Source organism: Saccharothrix longispora (assembly GCF_030852425.1).
In the GTDB taxonomy this organism is placed as follows: Bacteria; Actinomycetota; Actinomycetes; order Mycobacteriales; family Pseudonocardiaceae; genus Actinosynnema; species Actinosynnema longispora.
This window is the reverse complement of sequence record NZ_NSDM01000004.1, coordinates 204,201-225,263: the sequence shown is the minus strand read 5'-3', so window position 1 is coordinate 225,263 and position 21,063 is coordinate 204,201. Positions and strand designations below refer to the sequence as shown.

General features: G+C 72.4%; 17 protein-coding genes, 1 tRNA gene and 1 riboswitch. Of the genes, 3 read left to right on the top strand and 15 right to left on the bottom strand.

Going from position 1 to position 21,063, the window contains the following annotated elements; genetic code table 11:
* Positions 1–9: 9 nt before the first annotated feature.
* The 8 genes from CKY47_RS11845 to CKY47_RS11810 all read right to left on the bottom strand — a co-directional run bounded on the left by CKY47_RS11845 (position 10) and on the right by CKY47_RS11810 (position 8,424).
* Positions 10–693 (bottom strand): methionine ABC transporter permease, encoded by a 684-nt coding sequence (locus CKY47_RS11845; RefSeq protein ID WP_306745772.1) that lies wholly within the window; start codon positions 691–693, stop codon positions 10–12.
* Positions 690–1,700: a methionine ABC transporter ATP-binding protein gene (locus CKY47_RS11840; protein ID WP_306745771.1), complete on the bottom strand. Its 1,011-nt coding sequence runs from the start codon at positions 1,698–1,700 to the stop codon at positions 690–692. Before CKY47_RS11840 ends, CKY47_RS11845 begins: the two co-directional genes overlap by 4 nt.
* 215 nt (positions 1,701–1,915) lie before the next feature.
* Positions 1,916–2,008, bottom strand: a riboswitch (SAM riboswitch).
* An 87-nt stretch (positions 2,009–2,095) separates the two neighbouring features.
* Entirely contained in the window at positions 2,096–2,974 is an 879-nt protein-coding gene (gene rsmA, locus CKY47_RS11835; RefSeq protein ID WP_306745770.1) for a 16S rRNA (adenine(1518)-N(6)/adenine(1519)-N(6))-dimethyltransferase RsmA, read from the bottom strand.
* A gap of 10 nt (positions 2,975–2,984) precedes the next feature.
* On the bottom strand, positions 2,985–4,439 hold the full coding sequence (locus CKY47_RS11830; RefSeq protein ID WP_306745769.1) for a resuscitation-promoting factor: 1,455 nt from the start codon (positions 4,437–4,439) through the stop codon (positions 2,985–2,987).
* Between the two features lie 282 nt (positions 4,440–4,721).
* Positions 4,722–5,558, bottom strand: coding sequence for a TatD family hydrolase (locus CKY47_RS11825; protein ID WP_306745768.1), 837 nt, complete (start codon positions 5,556–5,558; stop codon positions 4,722–4,724).
* A complete protein-coding gene (gene metG / locus CKY47_RS11820) occupies positions 5,555–7,345 on the bottom strand; it encodes a methionine--tRNA ligase (protein WP_306745767.1) in 1,791 nt (596 codons plus the stop codon). Before metG ends, CKY47_RS11825 begins: the two co-directional genes overlap by 4 nt.
* Positions 7,346–7,397: 52 nt before the next feature.
* Entirely contained in the window at positions 7,398–7,568 is a 171-nt protein-coding gene (locus CKY47_RS11815) for a DUF397 domain-containing protein (RefSeq protein WP_306745766.1), read from the bottom strand.
* 13 nt (positions 7,569–7,581) lie between these two features.
* Positions 7,582–8,424 carry a helix-turn-helix domain-containing protein gene (locus CKY47_RS11810; RefSeq protein WP_306745765.1) on the bottom strand — a complete coding sequence of 281 codons (843 nt, stop codon included), beginning with the start codon at positions 8,422–8,424 and terminating at the stop codon, positions 7,582–7,584.
* 87 nt (positions 8,425–8,511) lie between these two features.
* Between CKY47_RS11810 and CKY47_RS11805 the strand changes: the two genes are divergently transcribed.
* Together CKY47_RS11805 and CKY47_RS11800 are read left to right on the top strand one after the other, a co-directional pair.
* The gene (locus CKY47_RS11805) at positions 8,512–8,817 is read left to right on the top strand and encodes a hypothetical protein (RefSeq protein WP_306745764.1); all 306 of its coding nucleotides are present in this window, start codon (positions 8,512–8,514) and stop codon (positions 8,815–8,817) included.
* A gap of 13 nt (positions 8,818–8,830) precedes the next feature.
* Complete coding sequence (locus CKY47_RS11800; protein WP_306745763.1) at positions 8,831–9,082, top strand: type II toxin-antitoxin system Phd/YefM family antitoxin; 252 nt, start codon at positions 8,831–8,833, stop codon at positions 9,080–9,082.
* 42 nt (positions 9,083–9,124) lie between these two features.
* Here CKY47_RS11800 and rsmI read toward each other — a convergent pair whose 3' ends face one another.
* Positions 9,125–9,940 carry a 16S rRNA (cytidine(1402)-2'-O)-methyltransferase gene (gene rsmI, locus CKY47_RS11795; protein WP_306745762.1) on the bottom strand — a complete coding sequence of 272 codons (816 nt, stop codon included), beginning with the start codon at positions 9,938–9,940 and terminating at the stop codon, positions 9,125–9,127.
* Between the two features lie 54 nt (positions 9,941–9,994).
* On the opposite strand from rsmI, the gene CKY47_RS11790 reads away from it, so the two are divergent.
* The gene (locus CKY47_RS11790; protein WP_371320653.1) at positions 9,995–11,566 is read left to right on the top strand and encodes a dolichyl-phosphate-mannose--protein mannosyltransferase; all 1,572 of its coding nucleotides are present in this window, start codon (positions 9,995–9,997) and stop codon (positions 11,564–11,566) included.
* A gap of 180 nt (positions 11,567–11,746) precedes the next feature.
* Here CKY47_RS11790 and CKY47_RS11785 read toward each other — a convergent pair whose 3' ends face one another.
* The 6 genes from CKY47_RS11785 to sepX form a co-directional block, all read right to left on the bottom strand.
* Positions 11,747–13,753, bottom strand: coding sequence for a serine/threonine-protein kinase (locus tag CKY47_RS11785; RefSeq protein WP_371320652.1), 2,007 nt, complete (start codon positions 13,751–13,753; stop codon positions 11,747–11,749).
* 205 nt (positions 13,754–13,958) lie between these two features.
* Positions 13,959–15,278, bottom strand: coding sequence for a carbohydrate-binding protein (locus CKY47_RS11780; RefSeq protein ID WP_306745761.1), 1,320 nt, complete (start codon positions 15,276–15,278; stop codon positions 13,959–13,961).
* Between the two features lie 533 nt (positions 15,279–15,811).
* A complete protein-coding gene (locus tag CKY47_RS11775; protein WP_442638266.1) occupies positions 15,812–18,844 on the bottom strand; it encodes a UvrD-helicase domain-containing protein in 3,033 nt (1,010 codons plus the stop codon).
* A gap of 185 nt (positions 18,845–19,029) precedes the next feature.
* Positions 19,030–19,305 (bottom strand): hypothetical protein, encoded by a 276-nt coding sequence (locus tag CKY47_RS11770; protein ID WP_306745759.1) that lies wholly within the window; start codon positions 19,303–19,305, stop codon positions 19,030–19,032.
* 866 nt (positions 19,306–20,171) lie between these two features.
* Positions 20,172–20,247: transfer RNA gene (locus tag CKY47_RS11765), tRNA-Ala, on the bottom strand.
* A 62-nt stretch (positions 20,248–20,309) separates the two neighbouring features.
* Positions 20,310–20,996 (bottom strand): divisome protein SepX/GlpR, encoded by a 687-nt coding sequence (gene sepX, locus CKY47_RS11760; RefSeq protein ID WP_306745758.1) that lies wholly within the window; start codon positions 20,994–20,996, stop codon positions 20,310–20,312.
* Positions 20,997–21,063: the final 67 nt, after the last annotated feature.

The following is a 21,063-nucleotide window of genomic DNA, read 5'->3' as shown; positions in this document are numbered from 1 at the left end:
GAGGGGGCCTCAGACGGAGGCCGTGCGGCGGCGGTCGACACCGCGCGCCACGCGGTTGAACGAGAACTGGATGAGCGTCGCGACGACCGCGAGGACCGCGACCGTCGACCACAGGACGCGGTCGTCGAAGCGCTGGTAGCCGAGTCGCACGGCGAGGTCGCCGAGACCGCCGCCGCCGAGCACGCCGGCCATGGCCGAGTACCCGAGCAGGGCGATCGCGGTGACGCCGATGGCGTTGACCAGGGCGGGCAGCGACTCGCGGAGCAGGACGCTGCGCACGACGCGGAACGTCGAGGCGCCGGTGGTGACGGCGGCCTCGACGACCGCCACGTGCACCTCGGCCAGGACGTTCTGCACGAGCCGGGCGACGAACGGGATGGCGCCGACCGACAGCGGCACGATGGCCGCCGTCGGTCCGATCGACTGGCCGATGACCAGCCGCGTCAACGACGTCAGCAGCACGAGCAGGACCAGGAACGGCATCGCCCGCCCCAGGTCCACCACGAAGCCGAGCAGTTTGTGCGGCAGAGGCCCGGGGCGCAGCCCACCGGGGGCGGTGAGCTGCAACCAGACGCCGACGGGAACACCCAGGAGGGTGGCGACCAGGGTGGAGACGGCCACCATGTACAACGTCTCGCCGGTCGCGACGAGCAGGTGGTCGAACACGGTGGACCAGGGTGTCGCAGACCTCACGCAGCCACTCCCTGCGGACCCGCGAGGGTCCTGCGCACGGAGCCCCCGGCCTCGGAGATCCACTCCAGCGCCGAGTCGGCGCGCTCGCCCTTCAGGCCGACGCGGAACCGCGCGACCGGGGTCTCGCCCAGGCGGGTCAGACCGCCGCCCAGGAGGTTCAGGTCGACGCCGAACCGGCTGGTCGCCTCGGGCAGCAGGGCGCCGACGGCCGCGAAGCCGACGAGCACCACGTCCGCGACCCGGTCGAACGCGGCCTCCGCGCCCGGGTTCTGGTCCACGGCGGGCAGCAGCGAGGCGGCCGTGCGGCTGGCCGCGTCGGACACCAGGTCGAGCACCTTGCCGTGCTCCACGACCCGGCCGCCCTCCAGCACCGCGACGTCGTCGCAGATCCTGCGGACCACGCCCATGTCGTGCGTGACGACGAGCACGGTCACGCCCAGCTCGGCGCGCGCCCGGTCCAGCACGGTCAGCACGGAACCGGTGGTGTCGGGGTCGAGCGCCGAGGTCGGCTCGTCGGCCAGCAGCACCGACGGGGACGCGGCGAGCGCGCGGGCCACGGCGACGCGCTGGCGCTGGCCGCCGGACAGCTGGTCGGGGTACGAGCCGGCCTTGTCGGTCAGGCCGACCAGGTCGAGCAGCTCGGCGACGCGGCTGCGGCGCTGCGGCCCGGCGACGCCCGCGGCTTCCAGCGGCAGCGCGACGTTGCCCGCGGCGGTGCGCTGGCGCAGCAGGGAGTCGCCCTGGGGGACCACGCCGATCCGCCGGCGGGCGGCGCGCAGGGCGGTGCCGTCGAGGGAGACGAGGTCGGTGCCGTCCACGCGGATCGCGCCGCTGTCCGGGCGCTCCAGCAGGGCGACGCAGCGGGCCAGCGTGGACTTGCCGGCGCCGCTCGGGCCGACGACGCCCAGGACGGTGCCGGCCGCGACGTCGAGGTTCACGCCGTCCAGCGCGCGGACCTGGCCGGTACTCCCGGGGAAGGTCTTGGTGAGGTTCTCGACAGTGATCACGGTTTCACTCCACGAAGGCGTGCGGCGGCCCGCGCTCGTGGCGCGGGCAACCGGCGGGCTCAGCTCAGGAAGGCGTCCCGGAGGGGACGGCGAGGATCGAAAAGCGGCCCGGTGACCGGGCGCGTGGCTCTCCTAGAGGCTGCGACAGCCCGAGGCCGTGCGGCGGCCGTGGTCGACGACCCGCCTTCGCGTGAGCAGCATCCTGGGCATGTGATCCTCCATCGGTCCTGGCTGAAGCACCTGCCCCTGTGGAGGAGTGGTTGCTGCGGCGTCGTAGAGCCAGGTCTCTCGGCCGCTCGGGATGGCAGCACCGAGTACACCCGACGACCCGCGCCTGACGCAAGTCCGAAACAGGATCGTTCGGCAAATCACACGTTCGGCCGAAAGATCAACGACTATCGGGTGGACGCGACCTCGGCTATCCGGATGAAGTCGGAGACGGCGAGCTGTTCGCCCCGGACGGCGGGGTCGACCCCGGCCTCGACGAGCAACCGCTCCGCCGCCGCGGCCGACCCGGCCCAGCCGGCCAGCGCGCCGCGCAGCATCTTGCGCCGCTGCGCGAAAGCGGCGTCCACCAACGAGAACAGCAACTTCTTGTCCACTGTGGACAGTTGTTCGTGGCGGGTGAACGCGACCAGCGCGGAGTCCACGTTGGGCACCGGCCAGAACACGGCGCGCGACACCGGACCCGCGCGCCGGGCGTCGGCGTACCAGGCGAGCTTCACGCTCGGCACGCCGTAGACCTTGCTGCCGGGGCCCGCGGCCATCCGGTCGGCGACCTCGGACTGCACCATCACCAGGCCGGTGCGCAGCGACGGCAGCTCGGCCAGCAGGTGCAGCACCACGGGCACGGCCACGTTGTACGGCAGGTTCGCCACCAGGGCGGTCGGCGCCAGCGGCAGCGAGCCCGCGGTGACCCGCATCGCGTCCTCGTGCACGACGGTGAGCCGGTCGGCCAGCGCGGGGGCGCGCTCGGCCGCGGTGACCGGCAGCCGCTCGGCGAGCTTCCCGTCGATCTCCACCGCCACCAGCGCCCGGCACGACGGCAGCAGGGCCAGCGTCAGCGACCCCAGGCCCGGCCCGACCTCCAGCACGACGTCGTCGGCGGTCAGCTCGGCCGCGGCCACGATGCGGCGCACCGTGTTCGGGTCGTGCACGAAGTTCTGCCCCAGCTTCTTGGTGGGGCGGACGTCCAGCTCGGCGGCGAGCCGGCGAACGTCAGCCGGCCCGAGGAGCGAGCTCCCCGGGCCGGTCGACGCTGAAGCGTTGGTCACGCGTGCATTCTTACGGCAGGCCCAGCTTCGAGCGGCAGTGGGGCCACGCCGAGTAGCCGCCGCGCGCGTCGCGCAGCTTCGTGGCGACCGCGATCTGCTGCTCGCGGGACGCCTGGTGCGGGTACGCGGCGTACTGGGCGCCGCCGTAGGCGTCCCAGGTGCTCTTGTTGAACTGGAGGCCGCCGTAGTAGCCGTTGCCGGTGTTGATGGCCCAGTTGCCGGTGGCCTCGCACTGGGCGAGGGCGTCCCACACCGCGCCGTCGGGCGGCAGCTTGGTGCCGACCTTGACCTTCTTGGCGACCGGCTCCTTGGTGACCTTCGCGCCCAGCTTCTCGCGCGCGATCTCCTGGCCGTTCTTCTGCGTGACGCGGTAGGTGACGATCTGCTCGCCGGGCACGCCCGGCTCCAGGACCTCTTTCTGGCCCCTCATCATCGTGTCGTCCTTGACCTCCTCGACGGGGGGCTGGATGGCCTCCGTCGCGTTGATCACGGACACGCCGGTGCGGGTGATGTGCACCTCGGCGCCGTTGGTGACGCGCAGGTCCAGCGCCGTTTCGAGCTTGTCCTCGGCGCCCAGGGAGAGGTTCTCGCCCTTCAGCAGCTCCTCGACCGTGACGGCGTTGGTCCGGATCTGCCGGGGCTCGTTGCCGCCGTCGTAGAGCGTGACCGTCTTGAGGCTCTTGACCTCCAGGGACAGGCCCTGGAGCGGCACGTCCATGCCGCGGTCGTGGGAGAGCCACGCGCCCTCGTCGGCCACCTGCATCTGGTCGAGCGCCTCGTCGACGGTGACCGAGCGGACCCAGCCCTCGCGCTGCTCGCCGTCCACGGTCATCCTGACCAGGCGGCCGCGGTCCAGCGAGATCTTGCCGCCGTCGCCGACCTTGGCCTGGGGGCTGGGGCTCAGCGCGTCGTGCTCACCCACCACGATGCCCTCGTCCGCGAGGATCTCGCCGACGGTGGACTCGTAGGTCCGCACGGTCTTGGCCTCGCCGTCCACGTCGACCGTGACGGACTTGTCCATGGCGATGGCGGTCGCGCCGCCACCGGAGATGGTCACCAGCACGGTGGCGACCGCGGCCTTCAGGAAGCGCCGCTTCCACTTCCCCGCGGCTTCGACCAGGGCGGCCGGCGGGGCGTCGGGCCGCTCGGCGGCCAGTGCGCCCGCGACCCGGTCCTGGGAGACCTCGTCGGGGATGGTGATCGGGGGGAGGAACGTGGTCTCGGCGTTGATGAGCCGGATCAGCTCGTCGACGTCGACGTTGGCGTTCGCCAGCAGCTCGTCGGCCTCGGGGCCCAGGACGTCGAGCACGTCGTCGGGCGTGATGCTGAAGACCGCGGTCTCCCAGCCCGAGTTGTCCACGTCGTAGAGCGGTCCCGGTCTGTCCAGGACGTCCACGGACGTGGTCGCCACCGGGGTGGCTTTCACGGGCGTAAACCAGTCGGTGTCCTCGTTGAACGAGTTCACGGGGTTCCATACCTCCTGAAGGCGCGAAGTCCCGCCACGCGCACGTGCGATGTCGGTGGTCAACTCGTGATCTCCGGCAACTCCCGTGCTGTTCGGTGCTTCTCGCTTCTGGTGTGTGTCAACCCGCCCCGACTGCGGGTGTGCCCCTGACGGGGGATACACGGGGCACGGTCACGGGACCGTAACGGGTCGACGGGGGTTGTGCCAACACCCCGGCGGAGCTTGTGAGTTCAGTCACCCCGTCAGCGGAGCAAGTGTGTCGTCCATTCGTCGTAGCGCCTGCTACGACTCCGCCACGTCACGAAGCCCGAAGATCCGTTCGGCGGTTCGGGTGATCATGGTGGCCAGGTCGGCCGGATCTTCCTCACGCAGCGTCGCGATGTCGCGGAGGGTGTAGGCCGCGCAATATGGCTCGTTCGGGCGACCTCGGAACGGGTGCGGAGTCAGGAACGGCGCGTCCGTCTCCACGAGCAGGTGGTCGCCGGGCACCCAGCGGGCCGCCTCGCGCAGCGCGTGGGCGTTGCGGAACGTGGCGGTGCCCGCGAAGGACAGGACGAACCCGCGCTCCACGCACGCCCTCGCGAACGCCAGGTCGCCGGAGAAGCAGTGGAACACCACCTCGTCGGGGGCGCCTTCGGAGTCCAGCACGGCGAGGACGTCGTCGTGCGCGTCCCGGTCGTGGATCATCAGCGGCTTCCGCACCCGCTTCGCCAGGTCGACGTGCCACCGGAACGCCTCGTGCTGGGCGTCCCTGGGCGCGTAGTCCCAGTAGTAGTCGAGGCCGGTCTCGCCGATCGCGACGACGCGGGGCAGCCCGGCCAGCCGGGTCAGCTCGGCCCTGACGTCGTCGCCGAAGTCCGACGTGCGGGTCGGGTGCAGCGCGACGGCCGCGAAGACCCGCTCGTCCCACGTGGCGGCCTCGGCGGCCCAGCGGGCGGAGTCGAGGTCGTCGGCGACCGTGACGACGCGGTCGACCCCGGCCGCGTTCGCCCGGTCCAGCACCTCCCGCACGTCCCGCGGCGTCTTCGCGCCACAGGCGTCGAGGTGGGTGTGGGCGTCGACCACCGGCGCCGGGAGGGTTTCCGGCACCGGCGGTCGCTCACCCCTGCGCTTGCTCACCTGACGATCGGCGCCCACTCCGGACCGGTCTCGCCCAGCTCCGGGTCGAGCTTGGCGAACAGCGGCGCCGGCTTGGCCAGCGGGCGGCCGACCTCGATCGGCGTGGACCGCCACTCCGCCTGCTCGGCCGCGTAGTCGCCGGTCAGCACCGGGTACTCGCGGTCGGGCACGTCCAGGTCGGCCACCTCGGTCAGCTCCGGCTGCGCGGCCCACACGCCCGTGCCGCCCAGCAGCTCGTGCACCTTCTGCGCGGAGTGCGGCAGGAACGGCGTGAGCAGCGTGTTCGCGTCCTGCACGACCTGCAGCGCGGTGTGCAGCACGGTGTCGCGGCGCTCGGGGTCGTCCTTGAGCTTCCACGGCTCCTGGTCCGACAGGTACCGGTTGGCCGCGGCGACCACCTTCATCGCCTCGCCGGACGCCTGCTTGAACCGGGAGCGGCGCAGGTTCGAGCCCACGACGTCGAACGCCTTGTTCGACAGCAGCAGCAGCTCGTGGTCGGCGGCGGTGGGGCTCGTCGGCCGCGGCACCGCCCCCACGTTCTTGTGGGCCATGGAGACGGACCGGTTGACCAGGTTGCCCCACTCGTTGGCCAGCTCGAAGTTCGTCCGGCGGACGAACTCCTCCCAGGTGAAGTCGGTGTCCTGGTTCTCCGGGCCCGCGACCGAGATGAAGTAGCGCAGCGCGTCCGGCCCGAACTGCCTGAGGAAGTCCGTGACGTAGATGACGGTGCCGCGCGAGGTCGAGAACTTCGACCCGCTCATCGTCAGGAACTCGCTGGAGACGACCTCCGTGGGCAGGTTGAGCGCGCCGAACGCGCCCGGCTCGCCGCCCTTCGCGCCCTGGCCGTTCTGGCCGAGCAGCAGCGACGGCCAGATCAGCGAGTGGAAGACGATGTTGTCCTTGCCCATGAAGTAGTAGCCCTGGGCGTCGCCCGTCCAGAACTCCTTCCAGGCGTCGTCGTCGCCGCTGCGGCGCGCCCACTCGACGCTCGCGCTCAGGTAGCCGATGACCGCGTCGAACCACACGTAGAAGCGCTTCATCGGCTGGTCGCGCCAGCCGTCGAGCGGGATGGGGATGCCCCAGTCCAGGTCGCGGGTGATGGCGCGCGGGCGCAGGTCGCCGATCAGGTTCTGGCTGAACTTGAGCACGTTCGGCCGCCACTCGGTGCGCGTCTGGAGCCAGGAGCCCAGCGCGTCGATGAACTGCGGCAGGTCGAGGAACAGGTGCTCGGTCTCGACGAACTTCGGCGTCTCCCCGTTGATCCGCGAGCGCGGGTTCTTCAGGTCCACGGGGTCCAGCTGGTTGCCGCAGTTGTCGCACTGGTCGCCGCGCGCGCCGTCGTAGCCGCAGATCGGGCAGGTGCCCTCGATGTAGCGGTCGGGCAGCGTGCGGCCCGTGGAGGGGCTGATCGCGCCCATCTCGGTCCTGGGGACGACGTAGCCGTTGCGCCACAGGGCCAGGAACAGCTCCTGGACCACCTTGTAGTGGTTGCCGGTGGTCGTGCGGGTGAAGAGGTCGTAGGAGAGGCCCAGGCCGTGCAGGTCGTCGGCGATGACGCGGTGGTACTTGTCGACGAGCTCGCGCGTGGTCAGCCCCTCCTTCTCCGCCTGGACGGAGATCGGGGTGCCGTGCTCGTCGGAGCCGGAGACCATGAGCACCCGGTTCCCCGACATGCGCATGAAGCGGGAGAACACGTCGGAGGGGACACCGAAACCGGAGACGTGACCGATGTGGCGGGGGCCGTTGGCGTACGGCCACGCCACCGCGGTCAACACGGAGGCACTCATGTGCTAAGCCTACGGAGGCCCCGCCGGCGGGTTTTCGCGGGTGGGGACACCCCTATCCGGTCGTGCGGAGCAGCCTCGCCCAGGCGGTGCGCGGGAAGCGCAGGTGCCCGGCGGCGGGATTCTTGGAGTCGCGCGCGAGGACCCCGGCCCCGGCGAACGCCACCTCGACGCACGAACCGTTGTTCGCGCTGTGACTGCTCTTGAACCACCGCGGCTCGGACACGGAGCCTCCCTGGCTATCCGCCGTCGATCAACGACCGGATCAACGTGAGGGACTGCTGAGCGGACAACGCCACCGATCGCAGGTCGTCCACCCCCATTTTATGGGTCCGCACGTCGTCCTGGTCCTGCACGTAGACGGCACCGTCGAGGCGTTCGGCGTAGGCGATCGACTGCGCCCGCTCGAAGTCGAGCACCACCAGGTGCCCGGTCGTCGCCGCGTGCGGCCCGTCCTCGGGACGCAGCACCTGGACGGTGATGTTGGGCCGCTCGGCCAGGTCCACCAGGTGTGCGTACTGCTCCCGCCGCACCTCGGGCGACCCGACCTCCAGCCGGAGCGCGGCCTCGCCGATCACCGCGTGCAGTTCGAGGGGGTGGTCGTCGGTGAGCCGCTTCGCCCTCGCGACCCGGAACGACACGAAGCGCTCGCTGTGGTCCCGCCGGACGAAGCCCGTCGCCTCGGTGATCGCCTGGGCGTACTCCTCGGTCTGGAGCAGCCCCGGCAGCACCATCGGCTCGAAGCAGAGCTCGGCCTCGGCCAGTCCCTCCAACCCGACGAAGGTCTTGAACCAGTCCGGCAGGAGGTGGGACCACGGCGCCCACCAGCTCCGCCCGGTCGAGCTGCCCGCGAGCGAGGCGAGCCGGTCGACGTCCTTCCGGTCCGCGCCGTAGACCTCCATGAGCGCGGCGACGTCGTCGGGGAACTGCTGGTGGCGGCCGGTCTCCATGTGGCCGACCTTGGCGCGCGTGATGCCGGCCGCCGCCGCGGCCCCGGCGAGCGTCACGCCGCTGAGCTTCCGGTAGTGCGCCAGTTCGACGCCCACGAGCCAGCGCAGGGCCGACGGGTCGTTGCGGGTCATGCCGGAGATCCTGGCCGCCCCGACCCACGAAGACGATCACTCGAAGGTGTACTTATGCGCGAGCTTTCTAGCCTTAGCGTTCGCGGCATGACCAAGGACGACTTGCTTGACCAGGTCATGGCGGCCGAGCCCAGGATGTTCGCCCTCTACGGCGCGTTCCGCCGCGAACCCGCGATCACGTTCGTCGGCTGGGGCGTGCAGCTCGCCGGCCCGGACAAGGCGTACCTGTGGGGCTCGACCGGCACCCACATCGCGCACTCGGCCGAGCAGGTCGCCGAGGCGCACCGGGCGTTCGGCGACACCGAGCTGGTCTGGCTCGACCAGCCCCCGCCGACCACGACCGGACCGGTGCCCCGTCCAGGGGTGTCCGACGTCCGCGATCAGGTGGTCTGACATCGAGGAGGGGGTGTCGGCCTCCGAAGCCTCGCGGCACTCCTCGGCCGTGCCGGACGAGGCCGAGGAGACGGTCCTCGTCACCGGCAACGGCCGCGCAGCGTCGACGATCGGCCCGGCTCCGAGGGCCGGCGGCAGGGCGGTGCTCGACGTGTTCCGGCGCCGGCACGGCCGCCCCGGGCTCGACGCGGAGTTCGAGGCGAGCGTCGCCGCGGCCCGCGACGCCGTCAGCGGCACGTGGGACGAGGATCCGTGGCGCGGCTGATCCCGAACACCGGCGAACTGCCCGCCGTCGCGGTGCGGGCGGTCAGCCCCCGCTGACCACGGCGTCGTAGAGCGCCTTCTTGCTCACGCCCGCCGCCTCCGCCACCTCGGCAGCCACCGCCTTGAGCCGCTCCCCGTCGGCCACCCGCTGCTTGACCTCGGCCACCAGCGACTCCACCGACGGCGCGGCGCTCGGCTCACCGGGCGCCAGCACCACCGTGACCTCGCCGCGCACACCGCCCTCCGCCCACTCGGCCAACTCGGCCAGCGTCCCCCGCCGCACCTCCTCGTAGGTCTTGGTCAGCTCCCGGCACACCGCCGCCCGCCGCTCCGCCCCCAGCACGGTCACCGCGTCCGCCAGGGTGGCCGCGAGCCGGTGGGGCGACTCGAAGAAGACGACGGTGCGCGGCTCGTTCCGCAGCCCGGCGAACCAGCGCTGCCGCTCACCGCCCTTGCGGGGCGGGAAGCCGTCGAACGCGAACCGGTCCGACGGCAGCCCCGACACCGCCAGCGCCGTCGTCACCGCGGACGGGCCGGGCAGGCAGGTGACCCGCACGTCCTCCTCGACGCACGCCGCCACCAGCCGGTAGCCGGGGTCGGACACGCTGGGCATGCCGGCGTCCGTCACCAGCAGCACGGTCTGCCCGGCGTGCAGCGCCTCCAGCAGGCCGGGCAGCCGCGCCGTCTCCACCTGGTCGTAGAAGCTGACGACGCGTCCCGCCGGGGTCACGTCGAGGGCCGCCGCCAGGGAGCGCAGCCGCCGGGTGTCCTCGGCCGCGACGACGTCGGCGGTGGCCAGGGCGTCGACCAGCCGAGGCGATGCGTCTCGGACGTCGCCGAGCGGCGTAGCCGCGAGCACCAAACGGCCTGATCCAGATACAGGACTCACACCGCTCACCCTACGATCGGCCCCGTGAGCCTGATCGCACCGCAGTCCGCAGACGACGTGGTCACCGCCGGCGAGGTACCGCCGGCGAGCCCGCCACCGGGCAACGACCGCGAGACGCGGGCGCGCCTGCTCGAACCCGGCCCGCTGAGCACGGCCCTGCGCGGCTGGCTCGTCACGCTGACCGTCGCCCTGATCGGCGGGGTGGTGCGGTTCTGGAACCTCGGGTTCCCGACCGACAAGGGCACCCCGATCTTCGACGAGAAGCACTACGTGCCGCAGGCGGCGCAGGTGCTGCGCAACGGCGGGTACGAGGACAACCCGGGGTACGAGCTGATCGTGCACCCGCCGCTGGGCAAGCAGTTGATCGCCGTCGGCCAGTGGCTGTTCGGCTACGACGGCGTGGGCTGGCGGTTCACGGCGGCGCTCGCGGGCACGATCACGATCCTGCTGGTGGTGCGCATCGCCCGCAGGCTGACCCGGTCCGACCTGGTCGGCGCCCTCGCGGGCGTGCTGCTGATCGCGGACGGCATGAGCCACGTGCAGTCCCGGATGGGGATGCTCGACGCCTTCCTGACGCTGTTCGTGGTGGTGGCGTTCGCGTGCCTGGTCGTCGACCGGGACCAGGTGCGCGCCAGGCTGGCGGTGGCGGTGCGCGAGGGGTGGGCGACGGCGTCCCCCTACGGCCCGTGGCTCGGTTTCCGCTGGTGGCGGTTCGCGGGCGGCATCGCGCTCGGGCTGGCGTGCGGCGTGAAGTGGTCGGGCCTCTGGTACATCGCGTTCTTCGGCGTGCTGTCGGTGGTGTGGAGCGCGACGGCGCGGCGCGCGGCGGGCGTGGAGCGGCCGTGGCTGGGCGCGGCGGCCAAGGACCTGCTGCCGTCGCTGTTCGCCCTGCTGCTCGTGCCGGTCCTGGCGTACCTGGCGACGTGGTGGTCCTGGTTCGCCTCGGAGACCGCGATCGACCGGCACGTGGCGGGCGTGAAGATCCCCGAGGACGGCATCGTCCCGGCCCCGCTGCGGGCGCTCTGGTACTACACCACCAACGTGTACGACTTCCACACCGGCCTGGTGACGTCCGAGACGAACCGCCACCCGTGGGAGTCGAAGCCGTGGACGTGGCCGATGGGCCTGCGCCCGATGCTCTACTACTTCGAGGGCGCGGTCACCGGCTGCGGCGCGGCGACGTGCGTGGGCGCGATCATGCTGATCGGCACGCCCGCCCTGTGGTGGCTGGCGTTCCCGGTGCTGGCCTGGGCGCTGTGGCAGTCGATCGCCCGCCTGGACTGGCGCTACGCCGCCGTGCTCGTCGGCTACGGCGCGGGTTTCCTCCCGTGGTTCATCAACGTCGACCGCCAGATGTACTACTTCTACGCGATGCCGATGGCCCCGTTCCTGGTGCTGGGCATCGCGCTGGCCCTCGGCGAGGTCCTGGGCCGCCGCACGGACGGCCCCGAGCGCCGCGGCACGGGCCGCCTGGCCGTGGCCCTCTACGTGGGCCTCGTGGTGGCGAACTTCGTGTGGCTGTGGCCGATCCTCAACGGCACACCGATCACCCCGGAGATGTGGGAAGCCCAGAAGTGGCTGCCGTCCTGGAACTGACGCCGTGATCGGCGCCGCGCTGCCGCTCGACCGGCAGCGCGGCGCCGATCACGCCAGGGCCGCGGGAAGCTCGGAAGTGGTCGATGTCCGGGAACCGACATCGAACTCCTCGCGATCCGACCGACGCGCACGCCCGGGGCTCCACGGCGGTGGCGCCCGCGTTCCCGGCGTGCCGCCGGGTCAGCGCACGGGTCGGGTCGGCGGCTCCGGCCGGTCGATCATCCTGGTGACCGGCCCTTCCTTGCTCAGGCCGGCCTGCGACATCCACGTGCTCAGCTCGGCCCTGATCGCGGTCAGCGACGGGCGCTTGGCCGGGTCGGCGTCCAGCGCGCTGGTGAGCAGGCGGGTGTGGGCGCTGCGCTGCGGCAGCTTCACGCACGGCTCGCCCTGCGCGGCGGCCATCAGCGACGAGATCGGGTTCTCCCGCGACCCGCGCGGCGGGTGGCCGGTGAGCGCGTAGCTGACCGTCGCGGCCAGCTGCCAGGCGTCCGACGCGGGGCTCGCGGCCTCGCCGCGCGCGGTTTCCGGGGCGAGGAAGTCGGGCGTGCCGACCATCATCCCGGTCGCGGTGAGCGTGCTGTCGCCCTTGGAGCGGGCGATGCCGAAGTCGATCAGGTGCGCCGTGCCGGAGGTGTCGACGATGACGTTCGACGGCTTCACGTCGCGGTGCAGCACGCCCTGCTCGTGCGCCGCGACCAGCGCGTCCGCCATGTTCACCCACAGCCGCGCGGCGAGCGTGTCGGCGAGGAGGCCGCTCTTGAGCACCACGTCCGACAGCGGCCGGCCGTCGATGTACTCCATGATGATCGCCAGGCCGTCCGGGTCCTGGACGATGTCGAACACGCGCACGCAGTTCGGGTGCCGCACGGCCGCCAGGGCCCGCGCCTCGCGCACCATGCGCTGCTCGGTGTCGTTGTCGGGCGCGTGCGCGAGCTTCACCGCGACGGTGCGCGCGAGCTGCTCGTCCACGGCCAGCCACACCGTGCCGAACCCGCCCCGGCCGAGCTGGCGGATGCGCCGGAACCGGCCGCCCGCCGGGTTCCACACCTTGCCCGAGTCCTGTGCCGGGGCCGGGTTGGACGCGGACGACGCGCCGGGGCCGAACGGCAGCGGGCCCGGCGTGTCGGCCAGCTGCGCCGGCTGTTCCACGCGGGTCGGCTTCGGCGGCTCCGGCGGCACCTCGGCGATCCGCGTGGGCGGGTACTGCCGCTGCGGCGGGGTCGGCCGGTACGGCGGCGGCTTCGGCGGCGCGCCGTGCGGCTGGTAGGGCGGGATCTGCGCCGGCTGGTAGGGCGGCGGCTTCTCCACCTGGTACGGCGGCGGCTTCTGGGGCTGGTGACCGGACGACTGGTGACCGGACGGCAGCCGGCCCGCCGAGTGGTGGCCCGCCGAGTGGTGGTTCGACGGCTGGTGGTTCGCCGACTGCCGGCCCGACGGCTGCTGGCCGATCGGCTGGTTCGACGACTGGTGGGGCGGCGGCGTTCTGGACACCGCGGGCTGCGGGGTCGGGTTCCCGCGATCGCGACCGGGGCGGTTGAGCATGGCGGTAGTCAACCCGAAAACCCGCACCACCAGGGAGCCGACGAGCGCGACGGGGAAGAACCCGAGCAGCAGGTGGCCGACCAGCGTGACCGGCAGCGCCGACGTGGCCAGCAGCAACACGACGAACGGCGGCCAGAACACGCGGCGCGGCCAGTTCGGGCCGAGGCGGAACGCCGAACCGGCCTGGAGCATCACGAACAGCAGGCACAGCAGCGCCAGCAGCGCCGTCACGCACGCCGCGACCAGGAAGAACACCCGGCCGCCGCTGAACGCCTCGATGATCGACGGCGCGCCGACCAGGTAGTCGAACTGCGTGAACGCCCGACACGGCGAGCCGGCCAGCGAGGCCGTGCCCGGCAGCGCCGAGGTGCGCAGCAACGTGAACGCCGCCGAGAACGCCACCCACGGCAACGCCAACGTGCTGGTCACGCCCACCACGGCGAAGATCGCGCCGGTGACCGGCCCGTAGGAGTTGCCGACGACCCGGCGCACGGTGATCGACAGCAGGGCGGCGAGGGTGGGCAGCGCGCCGACCAGCGCGCCGAACGCCGTCACGGTCCACGCCCAGTCACCCGGGCAGAGGGACACGCCCACCCAGCCGTGCAGCCACGCCAACAGCGACCCGGCCAGCTCCACGACGCGCACCGCCCCTTCTCGTCGCCCCTCAGGGTACGGGTGCGGACCCCGCCACCGGCGCTGTCCGGCCGGTTCTGCCCGAGTGGCGGTGTGGCGGACAGGTCCCCGAACGGTCGCCCGCGGGGTACGCCCTGGTCATGCGCGCCCGATTCCCCGGAACGAGGAAAGGGGGGCCCGGCCGGAGCCGGACCCCCCACGCGCGCGGACGCCGCCGCTAGTCCACGCGCTGCCACAGGGCCGGCACCGCCGGCGGCTCCCAGCCCGGTTGGGACGAGTGCCCCTGCAAGCACCTGTACCCGACGCCGTCGTGGGCCACGAGGGCACCGGCCGAGTACGCGACGCCCGGCTGCCAGGTGGTCTGGCCCGGGTTCGTGGTCGTGGTGGTCGGCGAGGTGGTGCCGGTCGGGGGTGTGCCGCCACTGACGACCAACCGGAGGCCGTAGACCTGGAGGATCTCGTTGACCGGCTGGAAGTAGATCGTCCCGCCGGACGTGCAGTTCCCGGAGCCGCCGGAGGTGACGCCCTGCGCCTGGTCGCCGGTCAACCACGACCCACCGGAGTCGCCGGGTTCGGCGCACGCGTTCGTGCGGGTCAGGCCGGTGATCGTGCCCTCGGGGTAGGTCACGGAGGCGTTCTTCTGCTGGATGGTGCCGCAGCGCCAGCCGGTCGTGGAGCCGGACCGGCACACCGAGGCGCCGACGGGGGCCTCGGTCGACCCGGCCACCGGCACCGTGCCCGGGTAGCGGTTGACCAGGGGCCGCCCGGCGTTGCCGGCCGCCGTGCGCACCCAGGCGTAGTCGTTGCCGGGGAAGCTGGAGCCGGCGAACGTGCCGCTCGGCTGGGTCGTGGCGGCGCCGGTCCGCCCGCAGTGCCCGGCGGTGACGAACCCGCCTTCCACCGCGAACCCGACCGAGCACCGCGAGCCGCTGCCGATGTAGTAGGCGTTGCCGCCGATGACGTCGATCAGCGGGCGCGGGTCCTCGGTGGACCGCTCGACCCGCACGTCGCCCTCCGCGAGGCCGCTCGCCCGCGCGAACGCCCGACCGTGCGCCACGTCCCGAGCCAGCACCACCACGGTGTTGGTGGGCACGTCGACGTACCAGCCGGGCACCGTGTCGGGGGCGTTGCGCGCGTTGTCGTCGAGCACGGCCTTGAGCGCGTCGAGCCGGCCCGCCGAAAGGGTGACGACCCGGGCCTCCGCCCCGGCCGCCTCGATGGCCGGGACCTGCGACGGGTCGGTGGCGCCGACCACCAGTCGCGTGGCGTCGGCGTTCAACCAGGCCCCCGCGAACGCCGGGCCGAGCCGCGCCCTCAGCGCGCTCTCGGTCCGGGACGCGGCAGCCTCCCGGCCGATCCGGACGATCGCCTGGTCGGGCGTGATGTGCAGATCGCGGGCCATGGCGGCGACCAGGCCGCCGTCCACGGCCGGTGGCGACGGGGGTGGACCGGCGGTCGCCGTGGTGGCCAGCGCCGCTGCGGTTCCAGCAGCGCCCAGGACAGCCACGGCGACGGCGGCGACGGTGCGTCGAGTCATCCGCTGTCTCCTTGCAGGGTGGTGACACGGGGTGCGGGGCCGTGCCACCGACGCTAGCCGGCGCGGGACGACAGCGGATATGCCGACCTGGTCATACCGCCGCGTTATGGTCCATACCAATCAAGGGTCAGCACCACGCTCAGCACCACCATCGACGCCGCGGGGCCACACCGTGATCGACGCCGCACCGCGCGCCCGTCCGCTCCCCGTCCGGTGCACCCCCGCCCAGCGCACCCGCCCCGCTACCCCACCGGGCACCAGGACCACCGCGCCCGCCGCCCCACCCGCGGCTCCCGCCGGTGCCCCGGCACCCCGCTCCCGCTCCGCCCACCACCGTCGCCACCGGTCGCGGCGTCGGGGGCCGTGCGCGCGGGTGCGGCGGGTGCCGGTGGTCCGTCCTCCCGGGGTTCGCCGTGGTCGGGGGTGGTCGCTCGGGGTTTCGTCATGGTCAACCGAGGGGCGGGACCCGTTCACGTACATGTCCAGGGCCATGATCACCTGATCGTGCAGGCCCAGCGCCCGTCCCCGGCACCTCACAACAGGCTGAGCTGGGTCCCCTTCTTCCTCCGCTTCGGCTGCGGGGCGCCGATCTGCTCGAACGCCTTGAGGTCCGCCAGGAAGGGCGACCTGGGGCGCGTCGCGGTGTGGCTGAGGAACAGGTGGCGCTGCGCCCTGGTCATCCCGACGAACAGCAGCCGCCGCTCCTCGTCGACCGCCGCCGCGTCGTCGTCACCCGGCCGGCGCATCGGCAGCAGGCCGTCCTCGCAGCCGACGATGAACACGACCGGGAACTCCAGGCCCTTCGACGCGTGCAGCGTGAGCAGCGAGATCCGGTCGGCGCGCGGGTCCCACGTGTCCACCTCGACGCCCAGCGCGAGCGACGTGTGGAACCGCTCGAAGTCGTCCCCGCACTCGACCGCCAGCGGCTTGAGCAGCTCGTACGCCGTGTGGTCGTCGCCCGCCACGGCGCGCACGCGCTCCAGCACGGTGGCACCGGTCGCCGCACGCAGCTCCGCCGCGATCCGGGCCACGCCGGGGCGGTCGGCCAACCGGTCGTGGGACCGCTTCTGGAACGGCAGGCCCGCCGTGGTCAGGGCGTCGACCAGCGCCCGCGACCGGCGGTCGGTGCGGTAGAGCACCGCGAAGTCGGAGAACCCCAGGTCGGCCGTGCCGTCCGACGACACCCGGCCGCTGTCGAACGCGTGGAACGACGCGCCGCCCAGCACCTGCTCGACCGTCCGCGCCACGAACGCCGCCTCCGCCGACTCGGACGCCGCGTGGTGCACCCCGACTGGCGCGGCACCGTGGTCGACCATCGGGTGCAGCTCGCGGCCCGGCACCAGCGACGACGGCGCGATGACGTCGAGCGCACCGGTCACCACGGCGGCGGACGAGCGGTAGTTGCGGGTCAGGTGCACGGTCCGCGCGGTCGGGAAGTCCTCGCGGAAGCGCAGGAAGAACCCGACGTCGGCACCCCGGAAGCGGTAGATGGCCTGGTCGGGGTCGCCGATCGCGGTCAGGTTGCCGTCGGCGGGCGCGAGCAACCGCAGCAGGCGGTACTGCTGCTCGTCCACGTCCTGGTACTCGTCCACCGACACCCACCGCCAGCGGGCGCGGTAGGCGTCCACGAGGTCCGGCGACTCCTCCAGCAGCGCGAGCGGCAGGGCGATGAGGTCGTCGAAGTCGACCAGGTCCCGCGCCCGCAGCGCCTTCTTGTACCGGCCGTCACCGGCGGCGACGAGGGCTCTGGCTTCCTTGTCGTCGTCGACGACGGTGCGGGCGACGGCGAGCTGCTGGTCCGGGTCCGCCACCCCGAAAGCGGGTGACAACCCCGCCGACGAGTGGTGTTCACGCAGGATGACCACGCCGAGCGAGTGGAACGTGGCGATCGTCAACGCCGACGCGTGTCCGGGCGCGAGCACGGCCAGCCGTTCGGCCATCTCCTCCGCCGCGCGCCGGGTGAACGTGATCGCGAGGCACTCCGACGCCGGCACACCGCGCCTGGTCACGAGGTCCGCGACCCGGTGCGTCAACGTCCGCGTCTTGCCGGTGCCCGGACCGGCGATGATCAGCAGCGGACCGGACTCGACGGACGCCGCCGCGCGCTGCTCGGGGTCCAGGCCGTCCAGCAGCGCGGAACCGCCCGGGGCGGCTGAGGTCGGGGCGGCAGCGGTCGGGGCGGCAGCGGTCGGGGCGGCGGGAGGGGACGCCGGCGGCCGCGGTGCGATCGGACTGTCCACGGCGGACTCGGCGGGCCGGGTGCCGACGACCGCGCCGGCGGCCGGCTCGGTGTCGAACAGCGCGAACGCCGAGTTCCGCCGCTCCAGCTCCCCCGGCTCGAACAGCCGGATCACGCCGTACTCGCCGTCGTACCCGGCGTCCCGCACCACCTCGCCCCGCCGCAGCCTGGTCACCGCCTCGCCCAGCAGCGGCGAGTGCGCGGCGATGTCGTCCACCGGCACGTCCCGCAGGATCACCAGCTCCGGCCCCAGTGCGGCGGTCAGCCTGTCGACCTCTGCGAGCACCTTCTTGCTCTTCGGCCCGGTGCCGACGATCTCGCTCACGATCTCCGGCAACGGCACGAGGTTGGTGAACCCGGCGGCGCCGGCGGGCCGCGAACCCGACGGCCGGTCCGCCAGCTCCTCGACCCGGCTGAGCACGCCGACGGTCAGCGGCTTGCCGCACTCGGGGCAGATCCCGTTGTGCGCCGACGTCTCCCGCGGTTCCAGGCGCACGCCGCACTTGCGGTGGCCGTCGACGTGGTACTTGCCCTCCTCGGGGAAGAACTCCAGCGACCCGTCGAACCCCTCGCCGGTCTCCAGCGCGCGCCGCACCGCGTAGTAGTCGAGGTCGGTGTCGAACAGCGTGGCCTCGCGCCCGAGGGCGGGCGGCGAGTGCGCGTCCGAGTTGCTGACCAGGCGGAACCGGTCGAGCCCGGACACCCGCCAGTTCATCTCCGGGTCGGAGGACAGCCCGGTCTCCACGGCGAAGACGTGCGGTGCGAGGTCGGCGTAGCAGTCGTCGACCGCGTCGAACCCCGACTTCGAGCCGAGCACGGCGAACCACGGCGTCCACACGTGCGCGGGCACCAGGTAGCCGCCGCACTCCAGCGTGATCTCCAGCAGGTCGCGCGAGTCCAACCCGAGGATGGGCCGCCCGTCCGACCCGATGTTGCCGATCTTCGCCATCCGCGCGTTGAACCGCGCCGCGGACTCCAGGTCGGGCATGTAGACGAGGTGGTGCACCTTGCGCGTGTGGCCGTCGCGCTTGTAGATCGTGGAGATCTCCACCGACAGCATGAACCTGACGGGCGCGCCGGCCAGCGACGGCGCCAGCGTGCGGTCGATGTCGCGGTCGAGGTCCCCGCGCAGTCGGAACAGCCCGGGGCCTGCCTCGACCAGGTTCTCGGTGAGGTGGTCGTACCACGCCGGGTGCGTGAAGTCGCCCGTGCCGACCAGCGAGATCCCCTTGCGGCGAGCCCACCACGTCAGGTGTTCGAGGTCGCAGTCGCGACTGCACGCCCGGGAGTACTTGGAGTGGATGTGGAGATCGGCCACAAAGCGCACCGCGCGATCCTAGTCACACCAACGGGTAGGGCTTCGCGCACACGTCCGCCGGCCTCGACGCCACGGCGGTACGCCCTCCGGCCCGCGTGACCGCCGTCCCGACGAACCGGTGTCCGACCTGATCGTGCGGGAGGGCGCGCCCCGTCCCGGCCGCGAACGAGCGAGGGCGTCCCGCCCGAAGACCGCTAAGCCAGTTCGAAGGTCAGCGAAGTAGGCGATCCGGCGGCGGTGCTGTGGTACCCGGACGCGGTCACCGTCACCTTGGCCTTGCCCGCGTCGATGAACTTGACGATCTCCACGCCACCATCCCGGGCGGGGTAGTTCACGTACTCGAACGTCTCCATCGGGGTCTTGGCGGGCACCGCCGCACCGTGCGGCATCACCGTCTTCGCCAGCAACTGCAGCAAATGGACGCGATCCTTCTCCTCTTTGCCCTCGACCTCGGCCCTGATGAACGCCATGAGCCCGCGCCAGGCCCAGTTCTCCAGGACGATCGCCTCGCCCGTGGCGCGAACGCAGCCGAGCCGATCCGTGGCACGGTCGCGGTTGGCGGTCTTGGAAAAGCGATCAGGGTCGTTTCCGGGACGATGTGCCCGTACACCGACGGGTCGACGAATCCGTACCCCTCATCAGCCTGCTGCCCCGCCACCGTCTTCGAGGGCTCCGCCCACTGCGCCCACGCTTCCCGGAAGACCCACTTCCCACCCTCCACCAACTCTCCCGCGACCTCGCCTAACAGCGACGTGCCCAACTCGACCAACCACGACCTCACCGGCTCTGTCGCAGCGGTCCTGGCGGCGATGCCGCAGCCCACGACGGTCGTCGCCAAACCCGACCCGGCAGCCACCAACAGTCCTCTTCGAGAGATCACTCGGACACCTCCGAATCAGCGGGACGAGCCAACTCCAAATTACCTTCTCCGCCTTCTTCCGAGTAGCCGAACGGACAATCACACGCACGGCTTTCGTGCAAATACCCACGGTCAACGCACGAGTGCAGATCCGCAATCGTGCGGAATGAAAGAATTGAAGCGGTGGATGGGTGGAATGATTCGACCCTGACGTCACCCGCGTGAGGGATGTTCCACGCGAACCGCCCGGACGCCGGGGTCGATCCCGCGTCCAGTCGCCGCCGCCACGACGACCCGGGGAGCCCGCGACCGCGGGGTGGTCATCGAGAATGATCGGCCGAGGGCGGACCGGTCGACCCGGGGCTTCCCGGCGCGACCTGCGCGCACTGCCGTGACGGTCGCGCCGCCCCCAACGCGACGGAGGCGGATTCCGTGTTACCGGAATCCGCCTCCGCGGTGTTCGTACAGCTTGACCTCTGGTGGAGCTGAGGGGAATCGAACCCCTGACCTACTCGATGCGAACGAGTCGCGCTACCAACTGCGCTACAGCCCCGTGTTCCGTTGTCGTGCGGGGGAAGCATATCAGTAGCCGGGGGGTGGTTCCGCCACCCCCCTCTACTCGCCCACCGCCCGCCGGTACGGGAGGGCCTCGGGGCCGTCGAGCTCGACGAACACCGGGTCCTCGTCGTCGGCGTCCACCACGACCGTGCCGGGGCGGACCTGGTGCTGGAAGCGCGGGCGCGGGGCCAGTCCGTGCTGGTCGGTGACCTCCGCCTCGTCGTGCGGGTGGTGCGCGGCGGACCGCTCGGCGCCCTCGCCCACGTGCCGCGCGGGGCGGCGGTGGGAGCGGCCGAGGCGGGCCTGGCGGCGGGCGCGGACGTCCTCCTCGACGCGCACCTGGATGCGCAGGTACACGAGGTAGGAGACGAGTGTCACGTCCACGGCGGCGTGGGCCCACCACACGAGCGGGTGGACGAAGCCGGCGACCACGCCGGTCACCAGGGCGCTCAGGAACAGGGTGCCGACGACGCGGCGGCGGAACGCGTACTTGGCCTGCGCCAGGATCGCCGCGGTCTCGGGGTCGAAGCCGCCCCGGCCCGGGCGGTACGGGCGGTGCCCGAAGTCCGCCTCCGGCTCGTCGTACTCGTCGTACTCGTCGTCGTCGAACTCGGCGTCGGGCATGGCGTCGTACTCCTCCTCCATGCTCCCGCGCGAAGCGTCGGCACGCTTGCGGGCGACCATCGGCACGAGGACGACCAACCAGGCCACGACCAGTCCCACGACGATCAGCGAGCTCGGCATCCCCGTCACCTCCCCCTACCCCGCGGCGCGCTCGGTGCGCACGCCACGCTAGTCACAACAGTCACAC

Excerpts from the sequence above, each read along its gene's own strand:
- CKY47_RS11805 (WP_306745764.1), top strand. The coding sequence starts at position 8,512 with ATGACCAAGGACGACTTGCTTGACCAGGTCATGGCGGCCGAGCCCAGG.
- CKY47_RS11770 (WP_306745759.1), bottom strand. The coding sequence starts at position 19,305 with ATGGCGTTCATCAGGGCCGAGGTCGAGGGCAAAGAGGAGAAGGATCGC.
- sepX (WP_306745758.1), bottom strand. The coding sequence starts at position 20,996 with ATGCCGAGCTCGCTGATCGTCGTGGGACTGGTCGTGGCCTGGTTGGTC.
- metG (WP_306745767.1), bottom strand. The coding sequence starts at position 7,345 with ATGAGTGCCTCCGTGTTGACCGCGGTGGCGTGGCCGTACGCCAACGGC.
- CKY47_RS11780 (WP_306745761.1), bottom strand. The coding sequence starts at position 15,278 with ATGACTCGACGCACCGTCGCCGCCGTCGCCGTGGCTGTCCTGGGCGCT.
- CKY47_RS11810 (WP_306745765.1), bottom strand. The coding sequence starts at position 8,424 with ATGACCCGCAACGACCCGTCGGCCCTGCGCTGGCTCGTGGGCGTCGAA.